14 protein-coding genes are annotated in these 20,978 nt (G+C 54.5%); 1 reads left to right on the forward strand and 13 read right to left on the reverse strand.

Going from position 1 to position 20,978, the window contains the following annotated elements; translation table 11 throughout:
• Positions 1-18: 18 nt before the first annotated feature.
• From BUA85_RS01190 to BUA85_RS01240, 11 genes are all read right to left on the reverse strand, one after another.
• The gene (locus tag BUA85_RS01190) at positions 19-1,074 is read right to left on the reverse strand and encodes an NAD(P)-dependent oxidoreductase (RefSeq protein WP_072898654.1); all 1,056 of its coding nucleotides are present in this window, start codon (positions 1,072-1,074) and stop codon (positions 19-21) included.
• On the reverse strand, positions 1,071-2,006 hold the full coding sequence (locus tag BUA85_RS01195; RefSeq protein WP_072898655.1) for a glycosyl transferase family protein: 936 nt from the start codon (positions 2,004-2,006) through the stop codon (positions 1,071-1,073). Before BUA85_RS01195 ends, BUA85_RS01190 begins: the two co-directional genes overlap by 4 nt.
• A complete protein-coding gene (locus BUA85_RS01200) occupies positions 2,003-4,579 on the reverse strand; it encodes a nitrate reductase (protein WP_072898657.1) in 2,577 nt (858 codons plus the stop codon). Before BUA85_RS01200 ends, BUA85_RS01195 begins: the two co-directional genes overlap by 4 nt.
• Positions 4,576-4,911: a nitrite reductase small subunit NirD gene (nirD, locus tag BUA85_RS01205; protein WP_072898659.1), complete on the reverse strand. Its 336-nt coding sequence runs from the start codon at positions 4,909-4,911 to the stop codon at positions 4,576-4,578. Before nirD ends, BUA85_RS01200 begins: the two co-directional genes overlap by 4 nt.
• Entirely contained in the window at positions 4,908-7,343 is a 2,436-nt protein-coding gene (gene nirB / locus BUA85_RS01210; protein WP_072898661.1) for a nitrite reductase large subunit NirB, read from the reverse strand. Before nirB ends, nirD begins: the two co-directional genes overlap by 4 nt.
• 3 nt (positions 7,344-7,346) lie before the next feature.
• A complete protein-coding gene (locus BUA85_RS01215; protein WP_072898664.1) occupies positions 7,347-9,014 on the reverse strand; it encodes an ABC transporter ATP-binding protein in 1,668 nt (555 codons plus the stop codon).
• Between the two features lie 5 nt (positions 9,015-9,019).
• Positions 9,020-10,093: an ABC transporter permease gene (locus tag BUA85_RS01220; RefSeq protein WP_072898666.1), complete on the reverse strand. Its 1,074-nt coding sequence runs from the start codon at positions 10,091-10,093 to the stop codon at positions 9,020-9,022.
• A 72-nt stretch (positions 10,094-10,165) separates the two neighbouring features.
• Entirely contained in the window at positions 10,166-11,536 is a 1,371-nt protein-coding gene (locus tag BUA85_RS01225; RefSeq protein WP_072898668.1) for a CmpA/NrtA family ABC transporter substrate-binding protein, read from the reverse strand.
• A 263-nt stretch (positions 11,537-11,799) separates the two neighbouring features.
• Positions 11,800-12,933: a CmpA/NrtA family ABC transporter substrate-binding protein gene (locus tag BUA85_RS01230; protein ID WP_072898670.1), complete on the reverse strand. Its 1,134-nt coding sequence runs from the start codon at positions 12,931-12,933 to the stop codon at positions 11,800-11,802.
• Positions 12,930-13,514, reverse strand: a complete 585-nt coding sequence (locus BUA85_RS01235) for an ANTAR domain-containing response regulator (RefSeq protein WP_072898672.1) — start codon at positions 13,512-13,514, stop codon at positions 12,930-12,932. Before BUA85_RS01235 ends, BUA85_RS01230 begins: the two co-directional genes overlap by 4 nt.
• A gap of 208 nt (positions 13,515-13,722) precedes the next feature.
• Entirely contained in the window at positions 13,723-13,956 is a 234-nt protein-coding gene (locus tag BUA85_RS01240) for a TRAP transporter large permease subunit (RefSeq protein WP_072898674.1), read from the reverse strand.
• A 223-nt stretch (positions 13,957-14,179) separates the two neighbouring features.
• Here BUA85_RS01240 and BUA85_RS01245 point away from each other — a divergent pair, with 223 nt between their 5' ends.
• Entirely contained in the window at positions 14,180-15,679 is a 1,500-nt protein-coding gene (locus tag BUA85_RS01245; RefSeq protein ID WP_423219893.1) for a trimethylamine methyltransferase family protein, read from the forward strand.
• A gap of 18 nt (positions 15,680-15,697) precedes the next feature.
• Here the strand turns inward: BUA85_RS01245 and BUA85_RS01250 are convergent, their stop codons facing one another.
• Positions 15,698-19,009, reverse strand: coding sequence for an error-prone DNA polymerase (locus tag BUA85_RS01250; RefSeq protein WP_072898678.1), 3,312 nt, complete (start codon positions 19,007-19,009; stop codon positions 15,698-15,700).
• A 90-nt stretch (positions 19,010-19,099) separates the two neighbouring features.
• Entirely contained in the window at positions 19,100-20,938 is a 1,839-nt protein-coding gene (locus tag BUA85_RS01255; RefSeq protein ID WP_083526152.1) for a Y-family DNA polymerase, read from the reverse strand.
• Between the last annotated feature and the right edge of the window lie 40 nt (positions 20,939-20,978).

The raw sequence follows: 20,978 nt of genomic DNA on the forward strand, positions 1-20,978 counted from the left end.
TTCAGTAAAAATGGCACTTTAGGCGACGTTCACGTTGTTTTCGTGTTCCGACGAGATTTTTTGTCTGTCAACTGATTGCATGACACCGGGAACAACGTCGGTCGCTATGCCCATTGTTCTAAGCAATTCCAGCTCTTCAGTTGTTTCGTTTTCACCGTTGGCAGCTTGACCGACTAACCTGACGACTTTGTCGCCCCGACGAACCGCTGACACAAGTATCTGTGTCGTTTTATCACGTGGCCAAATCTGGCATCCGGAACGATTCCCAAAAAAGACACGTTCAGCGTCGCGTCTTGCTAGTTCCAGGATGTCCGGGTCCACGGAATGATCGTAATAAATGACGTCCGCTTCTTGAAGGCGTTGCACGCCTCTGAGCGTCATTAAGTCTTTCGCTCCGGGGCCAGAATGAACAAAGCACAAGGCACCACCATTGCCCGCGTCGAAGGTGCCCGTTTGGATCGCATCCTTGATCATTCTCGTGGCTTGTCGTTCGGCCCCAGACGCAAAAAGGCGCCGCGGCGTTTCATTGAAAACCCAGCGCCAAAGATCGCGTCGCTTCCGTGGTGATAACCTCATCGCCGCTGACGCTCTTAGTCGTCCTGCCAAAGCCGCAAGTTCACCTAGGCGGGGTTCCAGCGTCTCCTCAATCCTGGTCTTTATCTGCCTCGCAAGAACCGGTGAAGTGCCTTCTGTTCCAATGGCCACCACGACTGGGTCGCGGTCGACAATTGAGGGGGTGATGGCGTCGCATAGAGTTGGCTGATCGACGACATTCACCGTTGCTCCGCCTTCTTTGGCCAGCGCGTGCAACGCCATGTCTGCGCCAGGGCATCCCGTGGCGATGAAAGTGAGCGCTGTATTTTCAAAGCTCGATGGGGCGATTGGCCCCGCGTCATGCTGAACTCGTCCGCTTTGCACTAAGTCAGACAGTTCGGCGTCAAGCTCTGGAGCGAGAAGAGTAATCTTAGCCTCAGTTTTAAGGATCAAACGGGTCTTTTGAGCCGCTTGTTCCCCACCTCCAGCGATGACAACTTGGCGGCCAGCCATTTGTAGAAACATGGGGAAAGTTTTCATACGCTCAGACTTTCGGGGTTGTGGCGACGGTGCCAGAGGGCCTCTGCCATCGATTGTGCGTCGCTCAAAGTACTCGCTGCATTAAGCGACCATAGGGCTATTGCAGCAGTGCCTGTTACGGATGCTTCGGCGAGAGGGTCTTGGTTCTTCCCGTGCCAAACGGCACCTAGATCAATGGGTTGGTTTACGTCGTGCAACATTCGCTTTTCGGGTGTTAAAGCAGGCGCTGATTGATCGAGGAATTGCCCAGCCATCCAGCCGTATATCGCGACCCTCTTGGCGGGGTTTCTTTCAAATTCGCCACCGCCCCCTTTGATCACAACCAGATCATTTTCGTCGATGATCTGAGCTGCTTCGGCTTGCAGGCCTCGATAGGACGGATGAAATACGCCTTGTACCGAAGCCGGTGCTCGCGACGGGTTCCACATGCGTAAGACTGTGTTGATGCACGATCTCAGACCGAAAGTATCCCTAAGCTTTAGCAAGGCGAATGCTTCGGGGCAGAGGTCTTCGATTGCAGAGTAACGAACTGTTGGCGCTGCCCATTTCAAAGCACCTCGCACAGAGGCCGAGGCTTGTTGATGCGAGTTCCAACCATGCATTGAAACTGAATACCCAGCTTGAGAAACCAGGCGAGCCGCGAGAATAAACAGAGGTGATCCACGCGTGCGGCCTGCGGCGTAGGAGGGCCAATCCAGATCTGCCTTTGGTAAGATGTTCTTAACATGGTTTCGTAGCCCGACGGTAAAGCCAGAAATTTCTTCGGCGGTTTCCTCGCGCAGGCGCATGACCATTAACACTGCGCCCAAAGCTTCCGGTTCAGCTTCGCCATTTAGAATGATGGCCATTGCGTCCACCGCTTCTGCAAAGCTCATCGATCGACCGCGCCCTTTTCCGCGCGCGACGATTTGGACGTAGGGTGCGAGGCTCATTCGGCGGCCATAGGCGTTTTTGCCTTTGCGATCAGGGCGGCCAGCTCTGGCTTGCAAGACCCGCAATTGGTTCCGGCGTTGGTGGCGTGTCCCAGGTCAGAGACCGTACTTGCGCCAGCGTCCAAGGCGTTCAGCAACGTATTTCGCCCGACGCTAAAACAGCTACAAACGATTGCGCCGGAATCTGGTTGATCCGATGGGGGTCGGCCTGCCAATGCGGGAAGCGCCGACTGTTCGCGACCAATCACCGAAATAGATTCTGTACGCGACAAGAGAACCGGCTTCGTAGATGCGAAGAAGAGCGCTTGAATTTTACCATGATTAGAGAAGGCGATGCGGACAAGGTTCCGTTGTTTGTCTTCAAAAACAGCAGCTTCACCGTCGGTTTTCTCAATCAGGGATCGTGCCTCGGTTTCCCAATCCTCGGGGCGATGACGTCCTGCAACTTCGGCTTGCCATCCTGTTTTGGTTCGAGCGATTGCTGCATATGGTGTTGATGGGCTTAGCTTTTGAGAACTCACCAAGAAGCCGTACCATTTCGCTCTAAACACTTCGGCAGCAACACTGACTGATTTGAGCGCGGGTTGACCAGAAATTGGATCGGTCGTTGGTTCAGTGAGGCTGTTAACGGTGCCTGCGCCAACCTGTTGCCGGGTCCAATGCATGGGTGCAAAAAGCTGACCGGGCGCGATGCGGGGTGTGATAAGAGCGCGCAGGATTGATTGGCCGTACTCGCCTTTCACCCGGATCAAATCACCGATCCTAGCGTTGATGGCCATAGCATCTTGCGGATGAATTTCGAGATAAGGTTCGGCAAGATGTGACCCAAGACGCGGTGATTTTCCCGTTCGCGTCATAGTGTGCCACTGATCTCGATTCCGGCCGGTGTTAAGCTCGAACCTAGGTTTGGTGAGCTTCGGTTGAACCACTGGGATCATCTTTGCTTTGCCATCAGGATGATAGAACTGACCATCTGCAAAGAAGCGTTTACCATTTCGCGGCCATTGGGCAGGGTCGAGCGTTTCATAGTCGAGACCAGCAAATTGGCTTAGGTCCAAGTCGCGCGAGAAATGAGTTGTAGCTGCGTCTAAAGCTAGGTATTCGGCAAATACGTCTGCAGGAGACTTGAAGGCAAAGGCAGAACCATAGCCCATTCGTCTTGCGACATTGCAGATGATTTCCCAATCTGGTTTCGCTTCGCCGGCTGTGGGTAAGAAAGCCCGTTGGCGGGAGACCCTGCGTTCTGAATTGGTGACGGTGCCATTCTTTTCGCCCCACCCAGTTGCCGGAAGGCAGACATGAGCAAGATCGTTGGTGTCGGTCTTTCCCATGATATCCGACGTCACCACAAAGGGTACATTTCGGATCGCAGCAGCGACACCATCCGCATTCGGTAGAGATACAGCAGGATTGGTCGACATCACCCAGAGCGCTTTGATCTGTCCGCTCGCGCAGGCTTCAAACAGTTCGACAGCCTTAAGGCCCTGTGCAGTGCAAATCGTCGGACTCTGCCAGAATTCTTGTACTGCAGCGCGGTGATCGGGGTTCCCTAGTTCCAAATGATTGACGAGCATGTTTGAAAGACCGCCAACCTCTCGACCGCCCATCGCATTCGGCTGCCCCGTGACAGAAAACGGCCCCATGCCGGGCTTGCCAATCCGCCCGGTGGCGAGGTGACAATTCAAGATAGAGTTAACCTTATCGGTGCCGCAGTCTGATTGGTTTACTCCTTGCGAGTAAACAGTGACGACTTTCTCAGTATCCGCCCATAATTCGAAGAAGTTTCGTAGTTCACTGTCGGTTAATCCTGTCGCCGATAGACTTGTCAAACGGCTTGCGACGATTGCCTCAGGTAATTCGTTAACGTGCGCTTCGGTATAGTTGACGTCGATCTTTCGATGGTCAGACAGATGGGCCAAAAGACCGTTGAACAACGCAATGTCGCTGTCGGGTGAGATCTGCAAATGTAGGTCGCACAACTCACTGGTGGCCGTTCGGCGCGGATCGATGTTGACGATCTTCATCTGTGGTCGGTCGGCTTTTGCCGCGGCGATCCTCTGGTAAAGCACAGGATGGCACCACGCGAGGTTCGAACCAACCAAAACGATCAGGTCGGCCTCTTCCAGATCTTCATAGCATCCAGGCACGGTATCAGTCCCAAACGCGCGTTTGTGACCTGCAACAGAAGAGGCCATGCAAAGCCGCGAATTCGTGTCGATGTTGGCAGAACCGATGAAGCCTTTCATCAGCTTGTTGGCGACGTAATAATCTTCGGTCAAAAGCTGACCGGAGGCATAGAAGGCAACACTGTCAGGTCCATGTTCCGCAATCGCGTCGGAGAATTTCTGCGCGACGAGATCGAGCGCCGTGTCCCAATTTGCTTTTTGGCCGTGGACGATTGGGTGCAAAAGGCGCCCGTCGAGATCGATTGTCTCGCCAAGTGCGGAACCCTTTGAGCACAAACGCCCAAAGTTCGCTGGGTGATCAGGGTCGCCTTTGATCGTGCCGTCTGCTCCGGCGAGGACCCCGCATCCTACGCCGCAATAGGGGCAAGTGGTTTTTGTCAACGTCATGCAGCAACACGCGCTAGCAAGAAGGCGCGGTCAAGCAAAATACGGCCAGCTTCTACTTTGGCAGGGTAGGTCGCAACGCGCCCCTCATCCTCGCCCTGGGCTTCACCTGTTTCCAGCGAAATCACCCAGTTATGAAGAGGGCAAGTGACGGATTTTCCATGTACGATGCCTTCAGCCAAGGGGCCTGCTTTATGCGGGCAGGCATTGTCGAGGGCATAGACTTCATCTTCACCAGTGCGGAACACAGCAACGCAGCCCATCGCGGTTTTGACCATGCGTGCACCGCGTTGAGGCACATCTTCCAAAGCGGCAATATCTACCCAATTGGTCATTCCGCGGCCTCCAGAGATAGATTTGCGAGCGGGCGATAGCTGTCCGCTTTGGTGCTGGCGTGTTCGGCCCATGGGTCTTTGCGATAGATCGCTTGGCTCAGCTCAAAACGGTCGACTAGAGCGGCGCGCTCGTCGATGTCATCCACGATCCGCTCTTTGATCCAATCAAGCCCAACCTTGCCCATCCATTTGTAGATCCGGTCGAGGTACTTGGCGTTCTCGCGATACAGCTGTGTAACCGCTTTGATGACCAAGACAGCCTCGTCTTCAGTTGGAACCTGAACGAGAAGCTCAGTCTCTTTCACGTCCATACCAGCCGCGCCGCCGATGCTGACTTGATAACCGCTGTCGACACAAATGACGCCGATATCCTTGCAAGTCGCCTCTGCACAGTTTCGGGGGCAACCGGAGACGGCGAGCTTCAGTTTGTGCGGCGTCCAAGACCCCCAAAGCTCTCTTTCCAGCTTGATGCCGAGGCCGGTGCTGTCTTGCGTACCAAAGCGGCAATGATCGGTTCCAACACAGGTTTTGACGGTGCGCAGACCCTTGGAATAGGCGTGACCCGACACCATTCCGGCGGCGTTCAAATCCGCCCAGATGTTGGGCAAATCTTCACTTTTCACACCAAGCAGGTCGATGCGCTGGCCGCCGGTGACTTTCACGGTTGGAACCATGTATTTGTCGGCTGCATCTGCAATCGCACGCAACTCATTCGGTGTGGTGATACCACCCCACATCCGAGGGACGACGCTAAAGGTACCGTCTTTCTGGATGTTGGCGTGTTTGCGTTCGTTAATGAACCGGCTCTGCGGATCGTCTTGATACTCAAGCGGCCAATCGGCCAACAGATAAAAGTTCAGGGCAGGGCGGCAGACATGGCATCCACAAGAGGTTTTCCAACCGCATTCCTGCATCACGGCCTGCATCGATGTCAGCTTTTGACTTTTGATCATGCGGCGCACGTCTTCATGCGTCATATCGGTGCAGCCACACATCGGTTGCGCCGTTGGCATGACGAATGCGTCGCCGAGGGTGCTGGCCAGAACCTGCTCCACCAGCCCCGTGCATGTACCACAGGAGGCCGAGGCCTTTGTTGTTGCTTTGATCGCGCCGAGATCTGTGGCGCCTGCATTGATCGCCTCGACGATCGTTCCTTTGCAGATTCCGTTGCAGCCGCAGATCTCAGCATCAAGCGGTAAGGCTGCAACAGCCGCTAAAGGGTCCGGGGGTTCTCCCCCTTGGTAGGCCGGACCGAAAATGAGCGTGTCGCGCATTTCCGATATGTCGGTCTTGTCTTTGATCAGGCCAAAGAACCAGTTGCTGTCAGCGGTATCGCCGTACATCACGGCACCGATGACCACGTCGTTCTCAATCACAAGTCGGCGATACACACCGCGGGCGGGATCGCGGAATACGATGTCCTCGCGGCCTTCGCCGTCTGCGAAATCACCGGCTGAGAAGAGGTCGCATCCTGTGACTTTGAGTTTGGTAGAGAGTTCTTTTTGAACGAAGGTGTCTTCTTCACCCGTTAGTGTTTTCGCGACGACCTTTGCTTGGTCATAAAGCGGGGCGACAAGGCCGAAGATCGCGCCGTTGTGTTCGACGCATTCGCCCACCGCAAGGATGTTTTCGTCCGATGTCACCATCTGATCGTCAACATGAATGCCTTTTCCGACGGCCAAACCAGCCTCTTGCGCGAGCGCCACGTTCGGGCGAATGCCAACGGCCATGACGAGGAGGTCACAAGGTAGCTCTGTCCCATCGTCGAGCATCAGCGCTTTGACATGGCCGTTCTCGCCGAGGATTTCCTTGGAGTTGGCGGAGCATTTGACGGTGATGCCTTTGTCGACCAGTGCTTTGCGCAATAGGTAGCCGGCGGCTTCGTCTAGCTGTCGCTCCATCAAATGACCCATGATGTGCACGACCGTGACGTCAACGCCGCGCGCGGCCATGCCTGCGGCAGCTTCGAGGCCCAAGAGGCCGCCACCGATGACAACGACTTTGTTGTCCGGACCCATCGCCATCATACGTTCGGTGTCTTCCAGATCACGATAGGCGATGACACCTTTTAAATCGTGCCCGGGCAGCGGGATCATGAAAGGGTTGGAACCTGTCCCGAAGAGCAACTTGTCGTAGGAGAGGACATCGCCGTTGTCGGCTGTTACGGTCTTTGCGTTGCGGTCGATGTTGGCGATCTTTTCGCCAAACCGGCAGGTGACATTATGCTCGGCGTACCAAGCGTCGTCATGGGTTACGATTTCTTCATATGTCTGTTCACCTGCCAATACAGGCGACAACATGATGCGATTGTAGTTCCCGCGCGGTTCCGCATTAAAAAGGGTGACGTCGTAATCGCCGCCCGTATCGAAAAGGTGCTCAAGCGCCCGACCGGAGGCCATGCCCGCACCGATAACGATAAGCTTCTTGGTCATTGGTTACTCCGCCGCAATCGCTGCAAGTTTCTTGGGTTTGGGCTTTGCGCCGTGTTCGTATTCTTCGAGGAAATCCAGAACATCTTGGCGATAAGCGTAATAGTCGGGGTGTTCCAACAACGCCTTGCGAGTCCTTGGACGCGGCAGGTCGACATCAACGATCTTGCCGATAGTTGCCTGAGGGCCATTGGTCATCATGACCACGCGGTCTGCCAGAAGGATCGCCTCATCTACATCGTGGGTCACGCAGATTGCGGTGACTTTGGTGCGGGACCAGACTTCCATGAGCACTTCCTGAAGTTCCCAACGGGTTAGGCTATCGAGCATGCCGAAGGGTTCATCGAGGAGGAGGAGTTTTGGAGAAAGGGCAAAGGCACGAGCGATACCCACACGCTGTTTCATGCCGTTCGACAAGTCAGCTGCACCTTTGTCCATGCTGTCTGCCAGCCCCACGCGTTCAAGGTAGTATTCAACCACATCCTGACGCTCAGTCTGAGAGGCCTTTGGGTAAACCTTGTCGACGCCAATTGCGACGTTCTCTTTGGCAGTAAGCCATGGGAAGAGGTTAGGAGATTGGAACACCACGGCGCGTTCGGGATCCGCGCCTTCCACGTGGCGCCCGTCCAATCGGATGGCGCCTTTGGAGATTTCATTGAGACCTGCGGCCATCGTCAAAACTGTAGACTTGCCACAGCCGGAGTGACCAATGAGGGATATGAATTCCCCCTTGTCGATCTTCAGGTCGAAATCCTCAACGACCGTCAACGGTCCGTTGGGTGTTGGATAAACTTTATCCAGCTGAGAGAAGTCCAAGAAGCGATTTTCGATCAACCCTTCCTGAGCCTTGGCGACCGCCGCTGGTACTCCGTGGATCGGAGTTACGTCAGGCAGAATACGCGATCCTTCAACCTTGGCTTCAATACCCACATCCATCAGGTACTTGGTGACATCGCGGCGCAAAGTCTTGAACGTCTCGTTGTTGTTCATTTCCATCCGATCGCGAGGTCTTGGAATGCTGACTTTGAATTCGTCACCAAGTGTTCCGTCGGGGTTCAACGCAATTATGCGGTCCGCGAGGATGATGGCCTCATCCACGTCATTTGTGATCAGTACGCAGGTTTTCTTATCCTTGTGCCAAATAGCTTCGATCTCATCTGCGAGGTTGGCGCGGGTGAGGGCGTCGAGCGCAGAAAGTGGCTCGTCCAACAGCAACATCTCTGGGTCCATCGCCAAAGCGCGAGCTACGTTCACGCGTTGCCGCATACCCCCCGATAGTTCAGCTGGACGCCGCGTTGTGGCGTGGCTGAGACCAACCATTTTGACATAGTGATCAACTTTCGCGGCTCTCTCTTGCTTCGAAAGTTCCGGAAACATTGTGTCAACCGCTAGCGCAACGTTCCCATTCACCGTCAACCAAGGCATGAGCGAATAGCTTTGAAAGATGACGCCGCGCTCACGCCCCGGTTCCGTAATTGGTTCACCTTTGAAGGTGACAGAGCCGGATGTCGGCATCTCAAGACCGGCCATCAGATTGACCAAAGTGGTCTTGCCGGTGCCGGAGAAGCCGAGGATGACGACGAACTCGCCTTCCTCAACATCCAGGTTGATGTCTTTCAGAACCGGCATATCGCCATAGCCCTTTGAGACGTCTTTGAAAGATAGAAAGCTCATCTGGATTACCGGTTGTTGGTGAAGGTGAACATGGATTGCAGGGCGTACATCACGCGGTCGAGCAAGAAGCCGATGATACCGATGGTGAAGACAGCAACCATGATGCGGGCGAGGGATTGCGAGGAGCCATTTTGGAATTCATCCCAAACGAATTTACCAAGGCCAGGGTTTTGGGCGAGCATTTCTGCCGCGATCAAAACCATCCATCCGACGCCGAGTGACAGTCGCAAACCAGTGAAGATCAACGGAAGCGCTGAGGGCAGAACCAGTTTTGTAATTTTGCTACCGGTATTCATCTTCAGTACGCGGCTGACGCTGACGAGATCTTTGTCGATACTGCTGACGCCGAGGGCTGTATTGATCAGTGTTGGCCAAAGAGAGCAAAGCGTAACCGTAATCGCTGAGATCAAGAACGACTTGGAAAACATGCCGTCGTTGGTGGTGTATACAGCTGAGACAACCATGGTCACGATCGGTAACCAAGCGAGCGGAGAGACCGGTTTGAAAATCTGAATGAGAGGGTTCATCGCGGCGTTCGCTGTTGGCGAAAGTCCTGCTGTGATGCCCAGTGGTATGGCCACGATGGAGGCAATCATGAAACCAAAGAAAACGGTTTTTATCGACGTCCAAATTTGATCGTAGTAGGTCGGTTTGCCGGTATATGTCCGATCCCGAACTTTGTCGGGTTCTCCATTTGCAATGTGCTCTGCGTTACGTGCATCTTGTCTTTCGTAAAACGCTTCTTCCTTTTCGCCTTCCCGAACCGCATCTTGATGCAATTCACCGACCTGTTCCCAAACATCGGCAGGGCCGGGAATGGCGCCGAGAGAGGTCTGCACTTGCGGGGCCAGCGCGGCCCAAAGCAGCAAAAAGACACAAATAGATGTCAGAGGGATTCCGAGAAGGCGCCAAATCTCACCCATTTGTGCTTTGGGATTGTCGCCTGCAAGCGCTCGAAAGATCGGCGTGACCCACGAAAGTCCGAGGACCCGAAACCATGAGTCGGCCTTTGTGATGCGCGCAAATCGTCGCGCGCGGCGGGCTTCTACGTCTAGAGAATGGGAGTCAATCGCGGTCATGTCGAATGTCCAATGGAAAGTTGTCGTTGGAAGTCGCGATTGCCCTGCGGTCCGCAGGGCAATCAATTTTGCTTAGCCTTGGATTTCGCTGTCGATGACGGTTTGACCAGACTTCAGGCCAATCGGAAGGCTATCGATGTAAGCGTTTGGCGTCCGTCCGTCGTAAGGAATGCCATCGATGATATCTGTCGCAGGTGTCGCCGCTTTGAAGCCGTCTGTATCCCAAGGGAAATCTGCTTCATTCGCCAATCCCTCGTCGACAAGCAAACGTGCCGCTTCGAGATAGATGTCAGGGCGGTAGACCTCAGCCGCTGTTTCAAAATACCACTCATCTGACATGGTTTCTGGGATTTGGCCCCAGCGGCGCATTTGCGTCAGGTACCAGATCGCATCTGAATAGTATGGATAGGTCGCATTGTAGCGGAAAAACACGTTGAAATCTGGGGCGGGGCGCACGTCGCCTTTTTCAAACTCGAAGAAGCCCGTCATTGAGTTGGCGATCACTTCATAGTCGGCGCCGACGTATTCGGAACGAGACAAAATCTCGACCGCTTCAGGCCGGTTTGCGTTGTCGTTTTCATCCAACCACATCGCTGCGCGGATCAATGCCTTGGTCAAAGCAAGTGTGGTGTTTGGGTTCTCTTCGGTGAATTCCTTTGTCAGCCCGAAGACTTTCTCAGGATTATTTTTCCACATGTCATAGTCAGTGATGACAGGAACGCCTATGCCCTTGAACACAGCTTGTTGGTTCCATGGTTCACCAACGGCATAGCCGTAGATTGTACCCGCTTCCATCGTGGCAGGCATTTGCGGTGGTGGCGTGACGGACAGCAAAACGTCTGCGCCAATCTGGCCAGAGATGTCTTGCGGGCTGTAGTAGCCTGGTTCTAAGCCGCCAGCGGCAAGCCAATAGCGGATTTCATAATTGTGCGTGGAGACGGGGAACACCATGCCCATGTTAAATGGCAGGCCTTGGTCCTTATAATCTTCAACAACCGGAGCAAGCGCAGACGCGCTGATCGGGTGCCGTGGTCGGCCATCGTCCATAAGTGGCACATTTGGCTTCATTTCTTCCCAAATTTCATTGGAAACCGTAATACCGTTACCGTTTAGATCCATAGAGAATGGCGTAATAATATGGGCTTCGGTGCCATATCCAATCGTGGCGGCAAGAGGCTGACCTGCAAGCATATGAGCGCCGTCAAGCTGACCGCTGATCACACCGTCCAAAAGGACCTTCCAGTTGGCTTGCGCCTCTAGGGTCACAAACAAACCTTCATCTTCAAAGTAACCCAATTCATACGCTATTGCCAAAGGGGCCATATCGGTCAGCTTGATAAATCCAAATGTCAGATCCTCTTTTTCAAGGTCTAACGATTGCGCTGACGCTGTGGTCGCGAGAACGCTGGTTGTTGCGAGTGCAATTGCACGCAATGCTTTCATTTTGGTCGCTCCTTTTCCGGCCCCGAGGGGCGCAAATAAAAAAGCCGCGCGTCTAGATCACGGGGGAGGAGGTCCGTGTACTAAACGAGCGGCTTTGCTCTTGAATTGATGCACTTGCCTTCAGCGACAGGCGCTCACGATGGGACGTCGATGCCCCGTTGACGGTTACATTAGCCTTGCCGCGGCGAGAGGCAAAAATTCATGCTGCGGTGCCGCAATTTTTCTTCGCCAATGCAGAAAGTGCGTAAGAATTGGGCGAAGAGTCAGGTGAAATCAAACGTCCTGCCATCGAAGAAGGCATCAGGAGCAAGAATCATGCGACCTTTTGTTGAGGCCACTCCCGTCTCTTCCGAGAGCGATCCTTCGACCTTTTCTGAAGCTGTGGGCAAATCCACGCCAATGCCTTCCAGGTTGTTTCGATAGAGGTCGCTTCGAAAGCTAGACTTAGCTCTATTCACATCCTCTTTGCTGCCGCCGAGTTGATCTGCAATCCATGCGGCTTGGCTCCGCCAAGGGAAATTCGCGGCGAACCTATGAAATTGCAAGAAGCGATCGATTTCGATTGGCGCTGCTCCTTTTACTGCCGTCAACTGACCAGTCAGGCCAGGGTCGATGAGCTCGGTTGGCAGATCCAAATGATCGCTTCGGCTGAGGATCTCAATTGCGAGTGGCTTGTTTTCAGGCGCATCCAGCCACTGTGCCGCTCGATAAACTGCGCGTGTCAGCGAGCGAGCGTCTGCGTCATTTTCCAATATCCAGTTCCGCCTAGCCGCTAACACCTTTTCCGGAGAAAACTGCCAAACGTCGCGCCCAGTCATTAGGAGTTGGGCAATGCCTCGTTCAACTGCAACGGTCCCCCAAGGCTCTCCAACCCAAAAGGCGTCGATCCGATCCTCAGCTATGGCATCTGCCATACGAGGTGGCGGAATAATAATCCTTTCAATCTCAACAGCGGGTTCAGTTGATATCCAGTATGATAATAACAACCGATGCATTGAGTGGTGGAACGGCAAACCAATGCGAAGTGGGTCTGCATCTCTTGCTGCAATTGCTCTTTTGATCGTGTGAGGATGGCCAAATGGAATTGGGCCGATTTCTGCGGCAACTTTGTTGGAAACGCCAAAAGCTGTTCCGTTTGCAGAAAGCACCATAAGTGCGTCGATTTCTGCCGAGAGGCTACCAATTCCCAAAGTCATCGCGATCGGCATGGGGGATAACATTTGTGCAGCGTCCAAATGACCTAAGGCCAGCATATCTCTTAGGGCCGACCATGAAGGTTGACGCACCAAGTTCAATTCAACGCCTTCTTCCAAGGCAAATTGCAACTCTTTGGCGATAATCAAAGGCGCGCTGTCGACCAATGCGACGTACCCGCAATTAAGAATGGTCCGCGTCATGACAACAAATCCGCAGCGGTTACGAGAGCCTGAGCAACATCAATGACACGCCTGCCTTGATCCATCGCAGTTTTTCGCAAGAGGCGGTAAGCTTCCTCTTCGCTCAGACTGCGTTGCCGCATGAGGAAACCCTTAGCACGATCAATTGTCTTACGATCTTCAAGAGCTCGTTTCGCCGCGTCCAATTCCGATTGTATCTGTCGAATGACTTTGAAGCGTGCAATTGCCGTTTCGAGCACCGATTTGATCCGGTTCCTATCAAGACCGTCGACGACATATGCACTGACCCCCGCTTTCAAGGCCGCACTCGTCAATGCATCATCTGTTTGATCTACGAACAAAGCGACCGCTCGTTTTCCAGCGCCGCTTGCGTGAGTTATGTTTTCAAGCGTGTCGCGGTCTGGGTTTGCCAGGTCGATGAGAACGATGTCGGGCTCATAGTCTTGCACGGTGCGAGCGATCGAGGATATTTCAGGCAGCGCTCTGACGTCTGTCCAGCCAACATCGGTCAAAGCGTCAACGATTTCGCGTAACCGGTTTTCATCCGGTTCTACTACCAATATTCGCAAGGCGGTCGTCATAAGAATGCTCAACCTTACTTGGAGCGCGCAGACCATTCGTAAGAAGGAATTTATGCACCTGGGTCGGCGAATGTCTTAAAATTTGGGCAAAACCGGTTAGATTGCGTGCGCAATTTGCATATTTTTTGCCATTCGCCCGGATCCAGTTGGCGTTTGGCTACGTTCTGGTGCGGGTTCTTTGTCCGATGCACCTGATCAGAGCGAAAAGTTACTGGATTAAGAACGTCGATAAAGCAGGGAAGTAACTCAACAAGGTCAAAACGAGAGCCACCGCGATCAGGAAGGGCCAAAGCGTTTTCAGGATCGTTCCGGGTTTAGTGTCGCTCATCGAGGCTGCGATATATAGACCGATGCCAACGGGTGGTGTCAGAAGGCCAAGCACAAGGTTCAAGCAGGCAACCCAAACCAAAGGCGCGTGGCAATCATGGCGCGGAATTGCCATCCGTCATTGTTGGCTTTCTTGGAAAATCAATAACAACTTGCTTGGTCAATCGCGGCCATCTGGGGGTGTCGTAATGCTCAAGCCTCAATTCCGCCAATCGAGCAAAATGCCAGTCATCGGTCATTCGTTCCTAAGAAACTAAGAATTCGGTTCTTCCAAACCACTTCTCGAGTCTCTTGCGGTGCGTCAATTTTTCGGCTCACCTCCTTTCATGAGTACACAAATGAAGCGTGGCGGTCGTAAGGCGCGTCATGCGCAAAGAGCAAGTAAACCGCAGGTAAGCCCTGCGCCTCCCGGGCAAATTGGTGGCCGCTTTAGGCCGTTGGACGAAGTGGATTTGCTCGAAATTAAAGCTACTTCCTTTCGCTTACTTGCTGAACTGGGAATGGGAGAAGTTCCGAATAAGTTGGCAGATTTGCTAATACAAGGTGGAGCTTCAAAACAGGGAAGCCGTATCTGCTTCCCACCGCACCTGGTCGAAGACGCAATAGCTGCTGCGCCGAAATCCTTCACTTTGCACGGTCGAGACCCCAGTCGCTCAATTGATATCGGTGGAGCGTCAGTACATTTTGGCACCGGTGGTGCGGCCGTCCAAACCCTCGATCTTGACACCGGCCTTTATCGTGCCTCGACATTGGCGGATTTGAAGGACTTTACGCGGCTTCAAGACACGCTTGAAAACGTCAGCTGGTTTACGCGTTGTTGTATTGCGACGGATGTTCCGGATATATTCGATCTTGATTTGAACACGGCCTTCGCTTTGCTCAAGAACACGACCAAACCCGTCGCGACGGCCTTTACGGTGGCCGAGAACGTGGCACCAATCGTTGAGATGTTTGATATTGCCGCCGGAGGCCCGGGCGCTTTTGCCAAACGCCCCTTTGTCAAAGCACATATAAGTCCGGTAATCTCCCCAATGCGTTACGGGGAGGACGCGGTTGATGTGACGTTTGCATGCCTCGAACACAATATACCTGTCTCCTGCATTACGGCCGCTCAGGCTGGCGCAACGGCGCCTGCGACCTTGGCTGGCTTTCTGGCGCAATCTTTAGCCGAAACGTTGGCCAGCCTTGTAATGGTGCATGTCATCAAACCTGGCCATCCGATGGTCTTTTCAAACTGGCCCTTTGTGGTTGATTTGCGGACAGGGGCGTTTGCCGGAGGAGGCGGTGAAACCGCACTATTAAACGCAGCCTCTGCGCAATTGTCGAACTGGTTGGGCCTCCCGTCTGGTGTGTCGGCCTCCATGTCGGATGCAAAGGCAATTGACGCGCAATATGGATCAGAAAAGGCGATGACGTCACTGGCCGCAGCCTTGGCGGGCGGCAACCTTATCTATGAGAGCTCAGGGATGACGGCGTCGCTTCTGGGGGCGAGCTTTGAGGCTTTTGTCCTAGATGATGAAATGCATTCAAATACCTATCGTATTCTGCGTGGCTGCGAAGTGACGGAGGAAAACCTAGGCTTTGACGCAATTTGCGAAGCTGTCCTGGGAGACGGCCATTTTCTTGGCAGTGGACATACGCTTGCCGCGATGGAACGGGATTATGTTTACCCGTCCCTGTCAGATCGAGATACGCCAAAGGGCTGGGAAGATGCTGGGGCCAAAGATGCCTGGGCGCGCGCCAACGCGCGGGCAAGGGAGATATTGGAAGAACATCACCCGACTTATCTGACGGCTGGGCAAGAGGCGGAAATCCGGGCGAAGTTTAACATCCTTTAGGGTTAGGTGTCTGATAGATCAGTGAAAATCCCGGCTTTTTGGGATAACGGAAACATTACGCGGATGCCGCGATGACGGTGCGGGGAGGGGGCGATTGACCTCATCCGCATGTGCCATCGCCGGTTGCAACCCATCAGGCGAAAGCTTCAAAAGCGCATCTGAACGATCCTCAAGGTGCTTGGCGATGACATGGATGATCTCCACATCGCGCTGCACATACCCCTCCACCATCAGCAGGCGCGATTGCATCACAACCTTGCGGTAGTGCTCCATCACCTTTGGCCATACGACGACATTGGCAACCCCCAGCTCATCTTCAATCGTGATAAAGCACACCCCCTTAGCACTGCCCGGTCTTTGCCGGATCAAGACAAGCCCCGCCATCTTCACCTTTTGCCAGTTTCGGCTCGGCAAAAGCTGCTTGGTGCTGATGAAACCCTGCTTATCCATACTCTTGCGCAAGAACGACATCGGATGCGCTTTCAAAGACAAGCGCATGGTCTGATAATCCGCGACAACCTGTTCACACACCGGCATTGCTGGAAGAGGCACCGGCACTTCCGCCCCTTCATCCCGCGTGTCTTGAAACAGGGGGAGGTCGGGCGCATCTTTCAGCGCCTTTGCTTCCCAAAGTGCTTGCCTGCGATCAATAAACATCGAGCGCATCGCATCTGCTTCGGCCAGTCGGCGCACAATGGGGGCGGTGATCCCTGCGCGGACCTTCAGGTCTTCTAAATCGTGATAAGGGGCCTCCCGCGCTGCGATGATCCGAGCAGCGGCGTCCTCCCTTAACCCGCTGATCTGGCGCATCCCAAGGCGTATCGCGAATGTTCCGACCTCGCCTGTGACCGGCTCCAGAGTATTGTCCCACTCGGAATAATTCACATCCGCCGCACGCACCTCGATGCCATGCTCCCGCGCGTCCCGAACCAGTTGTGCAGGCGCATAAAAGCCCATCGGTTGGGAATTGAGTAGGGCGGTCGTGAATACTGCAGGAAAGTGGCATTTCAGCCAGCTTGAGACATAGACAAGCTGCGCAAAACTTGCCGCGTGACTTTCCGGAAAGCCGTAATCGCCAAATCCTTTGATCTGATCGAAACAGCGCTGGGCAAAATCGGGATCATAGCCGCGCTTTGTCATCCGTCCGACCATCTTATCTTGCAAGGTCTCAATCGTGCCTCGTGACCGGAAGGTAGCCATCGCCTTGCGCAGATCATTGGCCTCTTTTGAGGAAAACTTGGCTGCATCAATCGCGATCTTCATCGCTTGTTCCTGAAAGATGGGAACCCCCAAAGTGCGGCCCAAAATCTTCTTAAGCTCCGCTGGATCATGTGGCGCACCGGGCGAGGGATATTCCACTGCTTCCTCGCCAGAGCGTCTGCGCAGATAAGGATGCACCATGTCCCCCTGAATGGGACCGGGCCGGACGATCGCAACCTCAATCACAAGGTCATAAAAGGTGCGGGGACGCAGGCGCGGCAACATGTTAATTTGAGCCCGACTTTCGACCTGAAAGACGCCAATGCTATCACCTTTACAGAGCATATCATACACGCGCGGGTCTTCTTGCGGGACGGTCGCCAAAGTCCAGCTCTGACCATAATGCGCCTTGATCAAATCAAAACACTTGCGAATGCATGTCAGCATCCCGAGTGCCAGAATATCAACCTTCAGAATGCCAAGCGCATCGATGTCGTCCTTATCCCATTCGATGAAGGTCCGATCCGGCATTGCCCCATTGCCGATTGGAACGGTTTCGATCAAGGGCCGCTCGGTCAGAATGAAACCACCTACGTGCTGCCCCAAATGTCGAGGCATTCCAATCAGTTGCTGGGCAATGATAAGCGTTTTGCGCAAGATTGGATCGCTCAAATCCAATCCGGCCTCGCCGACGTTGCTGTCATCAACGGTCTTGCCCCAACTGCCCCAAACGGTTTTGGCCAGGGCCCCTGTGACGTCTTCAGACAACCCCATCACCTTACCCACCTCGCGGATGGCAGAGCGGGGGCGGTAATGGATCACTGTCGCACAGAGCCCCGCGCGATCCCGTCCATATTTCTGATAGATGTGCTGAATGACCTCCTCACGCCGCTCATGTTCAAAATCGACGTCAATATCAGGGGGTTCTTTACGTTCCTCGCTGATAAAACGCTCAAACAACAGGCTGTGTTGGGTCGGATCGACCGCTGTGATCCCAAGCACATAACACACAGCAGAGTTTGCCGCTGACCCACGCCCTTGGCAGAGGATTTCTGGGGTCGCCCCCTGTCGTGCAAAACGGATGATGTCATGGATCGTCAGAAAATACTGCGCGATGTCGAGTTTCTTGATCATCGCCAGTTCTTTATTGAGGATGGCTCGCGTCTCTTCCGATACCCCATCGGGATAACGCTGCTCCGCATGATGCCATGTCAGCTGCTCAAGATAGGCTTGGGGCGTCATATCCTGCGGGATCACTTCACGCGGATATTCATAGGCCAGTTCTTCCAGATCAAAGGTGCAGGCATCCGCCACACGCCGCGTGGCTTGAATGGCGTGGGGCCATTCTGCAAAAAGTTCAATCATTTGCGCGGGAGACTTCAAGTGCCGTTCCGCGTTGGGTTCTAAAAGATAGCCAGCCTTTTGGATGGTTGTCTTTTCCCGAATGCAGGTCATTACATCCTGCAAAGGGCGCCGATCTGGCGCATGATACAGCACGTCGTTGGTGGCCAAAAGCGAGAGACGATACCGGTCTGCCAAAGCATCCAGCGCATTGATCCGTGCACGATCGTTCACCCGATACAGATAGCTTGCCGCTATATAGCGCAGGGCGGGTAAAGCCTTCAGCAATCGAGGCAATCGGGCGGCAAATGCATCGACATCTACATCCGGGATCACAATCAACTGTACGTTTTTGCAGGCGCCAGCCAAATCTTGAAGCGTCAGATCGCACACCCCTTTCGCTTGCCATTCCCCTTCAAGATCGCGGGTCTTTCCTTTGGACAGCAATGTCGAAAGCCTGCCATAGGCATCGCGGGTCTCAGGGTAGGCGAGAAATACTTCTCCAGTGACAAGCGCAATCCGACATCCAATCACGGGGCGCATCTTGGTCTTCTTGGCTTCAGTATGAATGCGTACGACGCCCGCAAATGTATTCAGATCAGCGCATCCAATCGTATCATACCCCAAGGCCCATGCAGTTTTTGCGAGGTCCACGGCATCTGATGCTCCCCGCAGAAAGGAAAAACAGGTCGTCAGACCAAGTTCGACAAACACAGCCTTTGAATTAGGCTCAAAATCACCATCTTCAGGCAAGGTGCGTCTTGGGTGCGCGTGATCATTCTGCGGCATCGCACCCTCTCTTTTGAGCAAAAATACCTCCCCCGGAGAGAAAATTTTTGACAAAAATTTTGTTCAATTTTTTATCTAAAAAATTAGCGCTCATGCGAAACTTCCGTGCAAAAACCAGCGCGGCGTCGCACCACGGCCATCGCCCATAACTCCATCCCGATAGAGCCAAAACCGCTGTCCGAAATGATCTTCAACGCGGTAATAATCCCGCAGCCGCGTGCCCGGGCTGTCACGCCACCATTCTGGCGCGATCCGCTCTGGCCCTGAAAAGCGCGTCACGCGATGGGTGATCCGACGCCACACAAACTGCGCTGGCGGTCCTTCTGGAACCGCATAAAGCACGCGCACTTCTTCGGGGGGATCAAACAGCCGTAGCGGGCGCTCGGGGCGTAAATGAGCCACCTGCGGTGCGCGTTCCAAAGCGCTACGCCACTCTTCGGTCCGTTCTGGCATATGGCTGGCAAGGGGGAGGGCGCAGCGGATGTTATGGCTCCCAAGCCGCGCGGACAAACGATCCACCAAACGCGCAAGCTCTGCTCCGTCATCGACACCCCCATCCAGCCGTGTTTGGTGGGTGTGCAGATTTTCCGCAACTGAGGCGGCTAGAGTGATCAGGTCAAACCCAAAGCCGGGGTTGATATTATCAAGTTTGCCATCAAAGAGCCGAAGCAGATGGTCCGCGTCGCGGCTGGCTTGGGCTGTAGCAACAGTGACATGGGCGACCTCGCCGTCGGTACGATAGATCGTCAGCGTGACGCGCCGTGCCCCAAAGCCTTCTGAGTGCAGGCCTTTACAGAGTTCTGCACAGAGGTCGGGCAGATGTGGGGTGGGGTCTTGGACAGGCTCTGCGAGTGTGGATTGCACAGCAAACCGCGGCGGATCGTCTGGGGCGTTTACGGGCTCTGCCAGTTTCCCCATCATTTGATCCAATCGCAGCAGCGGATTTTGCGGCAGTGGAGCGGTATTAAACCGGCGCGCAAGAGAGACGCGCGGCACAGCGGCCAGATCGCCAATGGTTTTCAGGCCGAGGCGTTTGAGAAGTAGGATCGTATCCGGCTCCAACCGTAACGCGCGTACGGGCAAAGGGGCCATATGCACTGGAAGCGTTTCTGGCGCGCAGATGTCGCGGACGCCGCCAAAACGCGACAAGGCCCAAGCTGCCCCATGGGTGGGGGCTGCGGCAAGATTGGCAGACAGCCCTAGATGTGAGAGTTTCTCTTCTATGTCGCGCATCATCTGCGCCTCACCCCCAAAGAGGTGATCAGATCCGGTCGTGTCCATCACCAGTCCGGCTGTTCCATCCACAGCCGTCCAGGGACACCAGCGGCGGCACCAGTGCATCAGCTTTTCAAGGGCGCGCTGGTCCCCGCCAATATCGGCAAATTCTACCTTGAGGTCGGGGCAAAGCGCGCGCATATCCACAACGCGTGCGCCCGTATGAACGCCCTGCAATTCCGCGCTTCGGTTTGTGGCGTGGACCACGGGGCCATGTGTGCCTTCAATGGCAAGTGCGATCGGCAGGTCATCTGGCGACGCATCGCCTTGCCGTGTGGCCCAGCGTTGCCAGCGCTCCATCGCAAAGCGGGGCAAATGGATCGCGACAACCCGCCGTGCCAGCAGGTCGCGCTCCAGCTCTGGTCCGGTCGGTGCGGCTGCGCCTGCGGCGACACCCGCCCGCCCGGACCCAGACGCTGATTTCATCTGATCACTGGCGCGCCATGTCGGGGTACCGATGGGTGAGAAGCTCTCCGGTTCTGGGCGGGGGTCCTGAACGGGTTTGGGTTTCTTCAGCTCAGCTTCCAGTGCGCCGCGTAACGCATCAATGGCGCGGGCCAGATCATCTGGGTTGGCACGGGGGGAAGCCTTGGGTTTCGGGCGGGGTCTTGGGGGTGGAAACGCAAGGACGGGCAGCTTGTCCTGAGCGGTCATCGGTGGGCAGAGGTCCTGTTTGGGTATTTATACTCAAAAG

Origin of the sequence: Cognatiyoonia sediminum, from assembly GCF_900129845.1 — a bacterium.
Lineage (GTDB): Bacteria > Pseudomonadota > Alphaproteobacteria > Rhodobacterales > Rhodobacteraceae > Cognatiyoonia > Cognatiyoonia sediminum.

Excerpts from the sequence above, each read along its gene's own strand:
- BUA85_RS01195 (WP_072898655.1), bottom strand. The coding sequence starts at position 2,006 with ATGAGCCTCGCACCCTACGTCCAAATCGTCGCGCGCGGAAAAGGGCGC.
- BUA85_RS01230 (WP_072898670.1), bottom strand. The coding sequence starts at position 12,933 with ATGACGCGGACCATTCTTAATTGCGGGTACGTCGCATTGGTCGACAGC.
- nirB (WP_072898661.1), bottom strand. The coding sequence starts at position 7,343 with ATGACCAAGAAGCTTATCGTTATCGGTGCGGGCATGGCCTCCGGTCGG.
- BUA85_RS01215 (WP_072898664.1), bottom strand. The coding sequence starts at position 9,014 with ATGAGCTTTCTATCTTTCAAAGACGTCTCAAAGGGCTATGGCGATATG.
- BUA85_RS01235 (WP_072898672.1), bottom strand. The coding sequence starts at position 13,514 with ATGACGACCGCCTTGCGAATATTGGTAGTAGAACCGGATGAAAACCGG.
- BUA85_RS01240 (WP_072898674.1), bottom strand. The coding sequence starts at position 13,956 with ATGGCAATTCCGCGCCATGATTGCCACGCGCCTTTGGTTTGGGTTGCC.
- BUA85_RS01255 (WP_083526152.1), bottom strand. The coding sequence starts at position 20,938 with ATGACCGCTCAGGACAAGCTGCCCGTCCTTGCGTTTCCACCCCCAAGA.
- nirD (WP_072898659.1), bottom strand. The coding sequence starts at position 4,911 with ATGACCAATTGGGTAGATATTGCCGCTTTGGAAGATGTGCCTCAACGC.
- BUA85_RS01190 (WP_072898654.1), bottom strand. The coding sequence starts at position 1,074 with ATGAAAACTTTCCCCATGTTTCTACAAATGGCTGGCCGCCAAGTTGTC.
- BUA85_RS01250 (WP_072898678.1), bottom strand. The coding sequence starts at position 19,009 with ATGCCGCAGAATGATCACGCGCACCCAAGACGCACCTTGCCTGAAGAT.
- BUA85_RS01220 (WP_072898666.1), bottom strand. The coding sequence starts at position 10,093 with ATGACCGCGATTGACTCCCATTCTCTAGACGTAGAAGCCCGCCGCGCG.
- BUA85_RS01200 (WP_072898657.1), bottom strand. The coding sequence starts at position 4,579 with ATGACGTTGACAAAAACCACTTGCCCCTATTGCGGCGTAGGATGCGGG.
- BUA85_RS01225 (WP_072898668.1), bottom strand. The coding sequence starts at position 11,536 with ATGAAAGCATTGCGTGCAATTGCACTCGCAACAACCAGCGTTCTCGCG.
- BUA85_RS01245 (WP_423219893.1), top strand. The coding sequence starts at position 14,180 with ATGAAGCGTGGCGGTCGTAAGGCGCGTCATGCGCAAAGAGCAAGTAAA.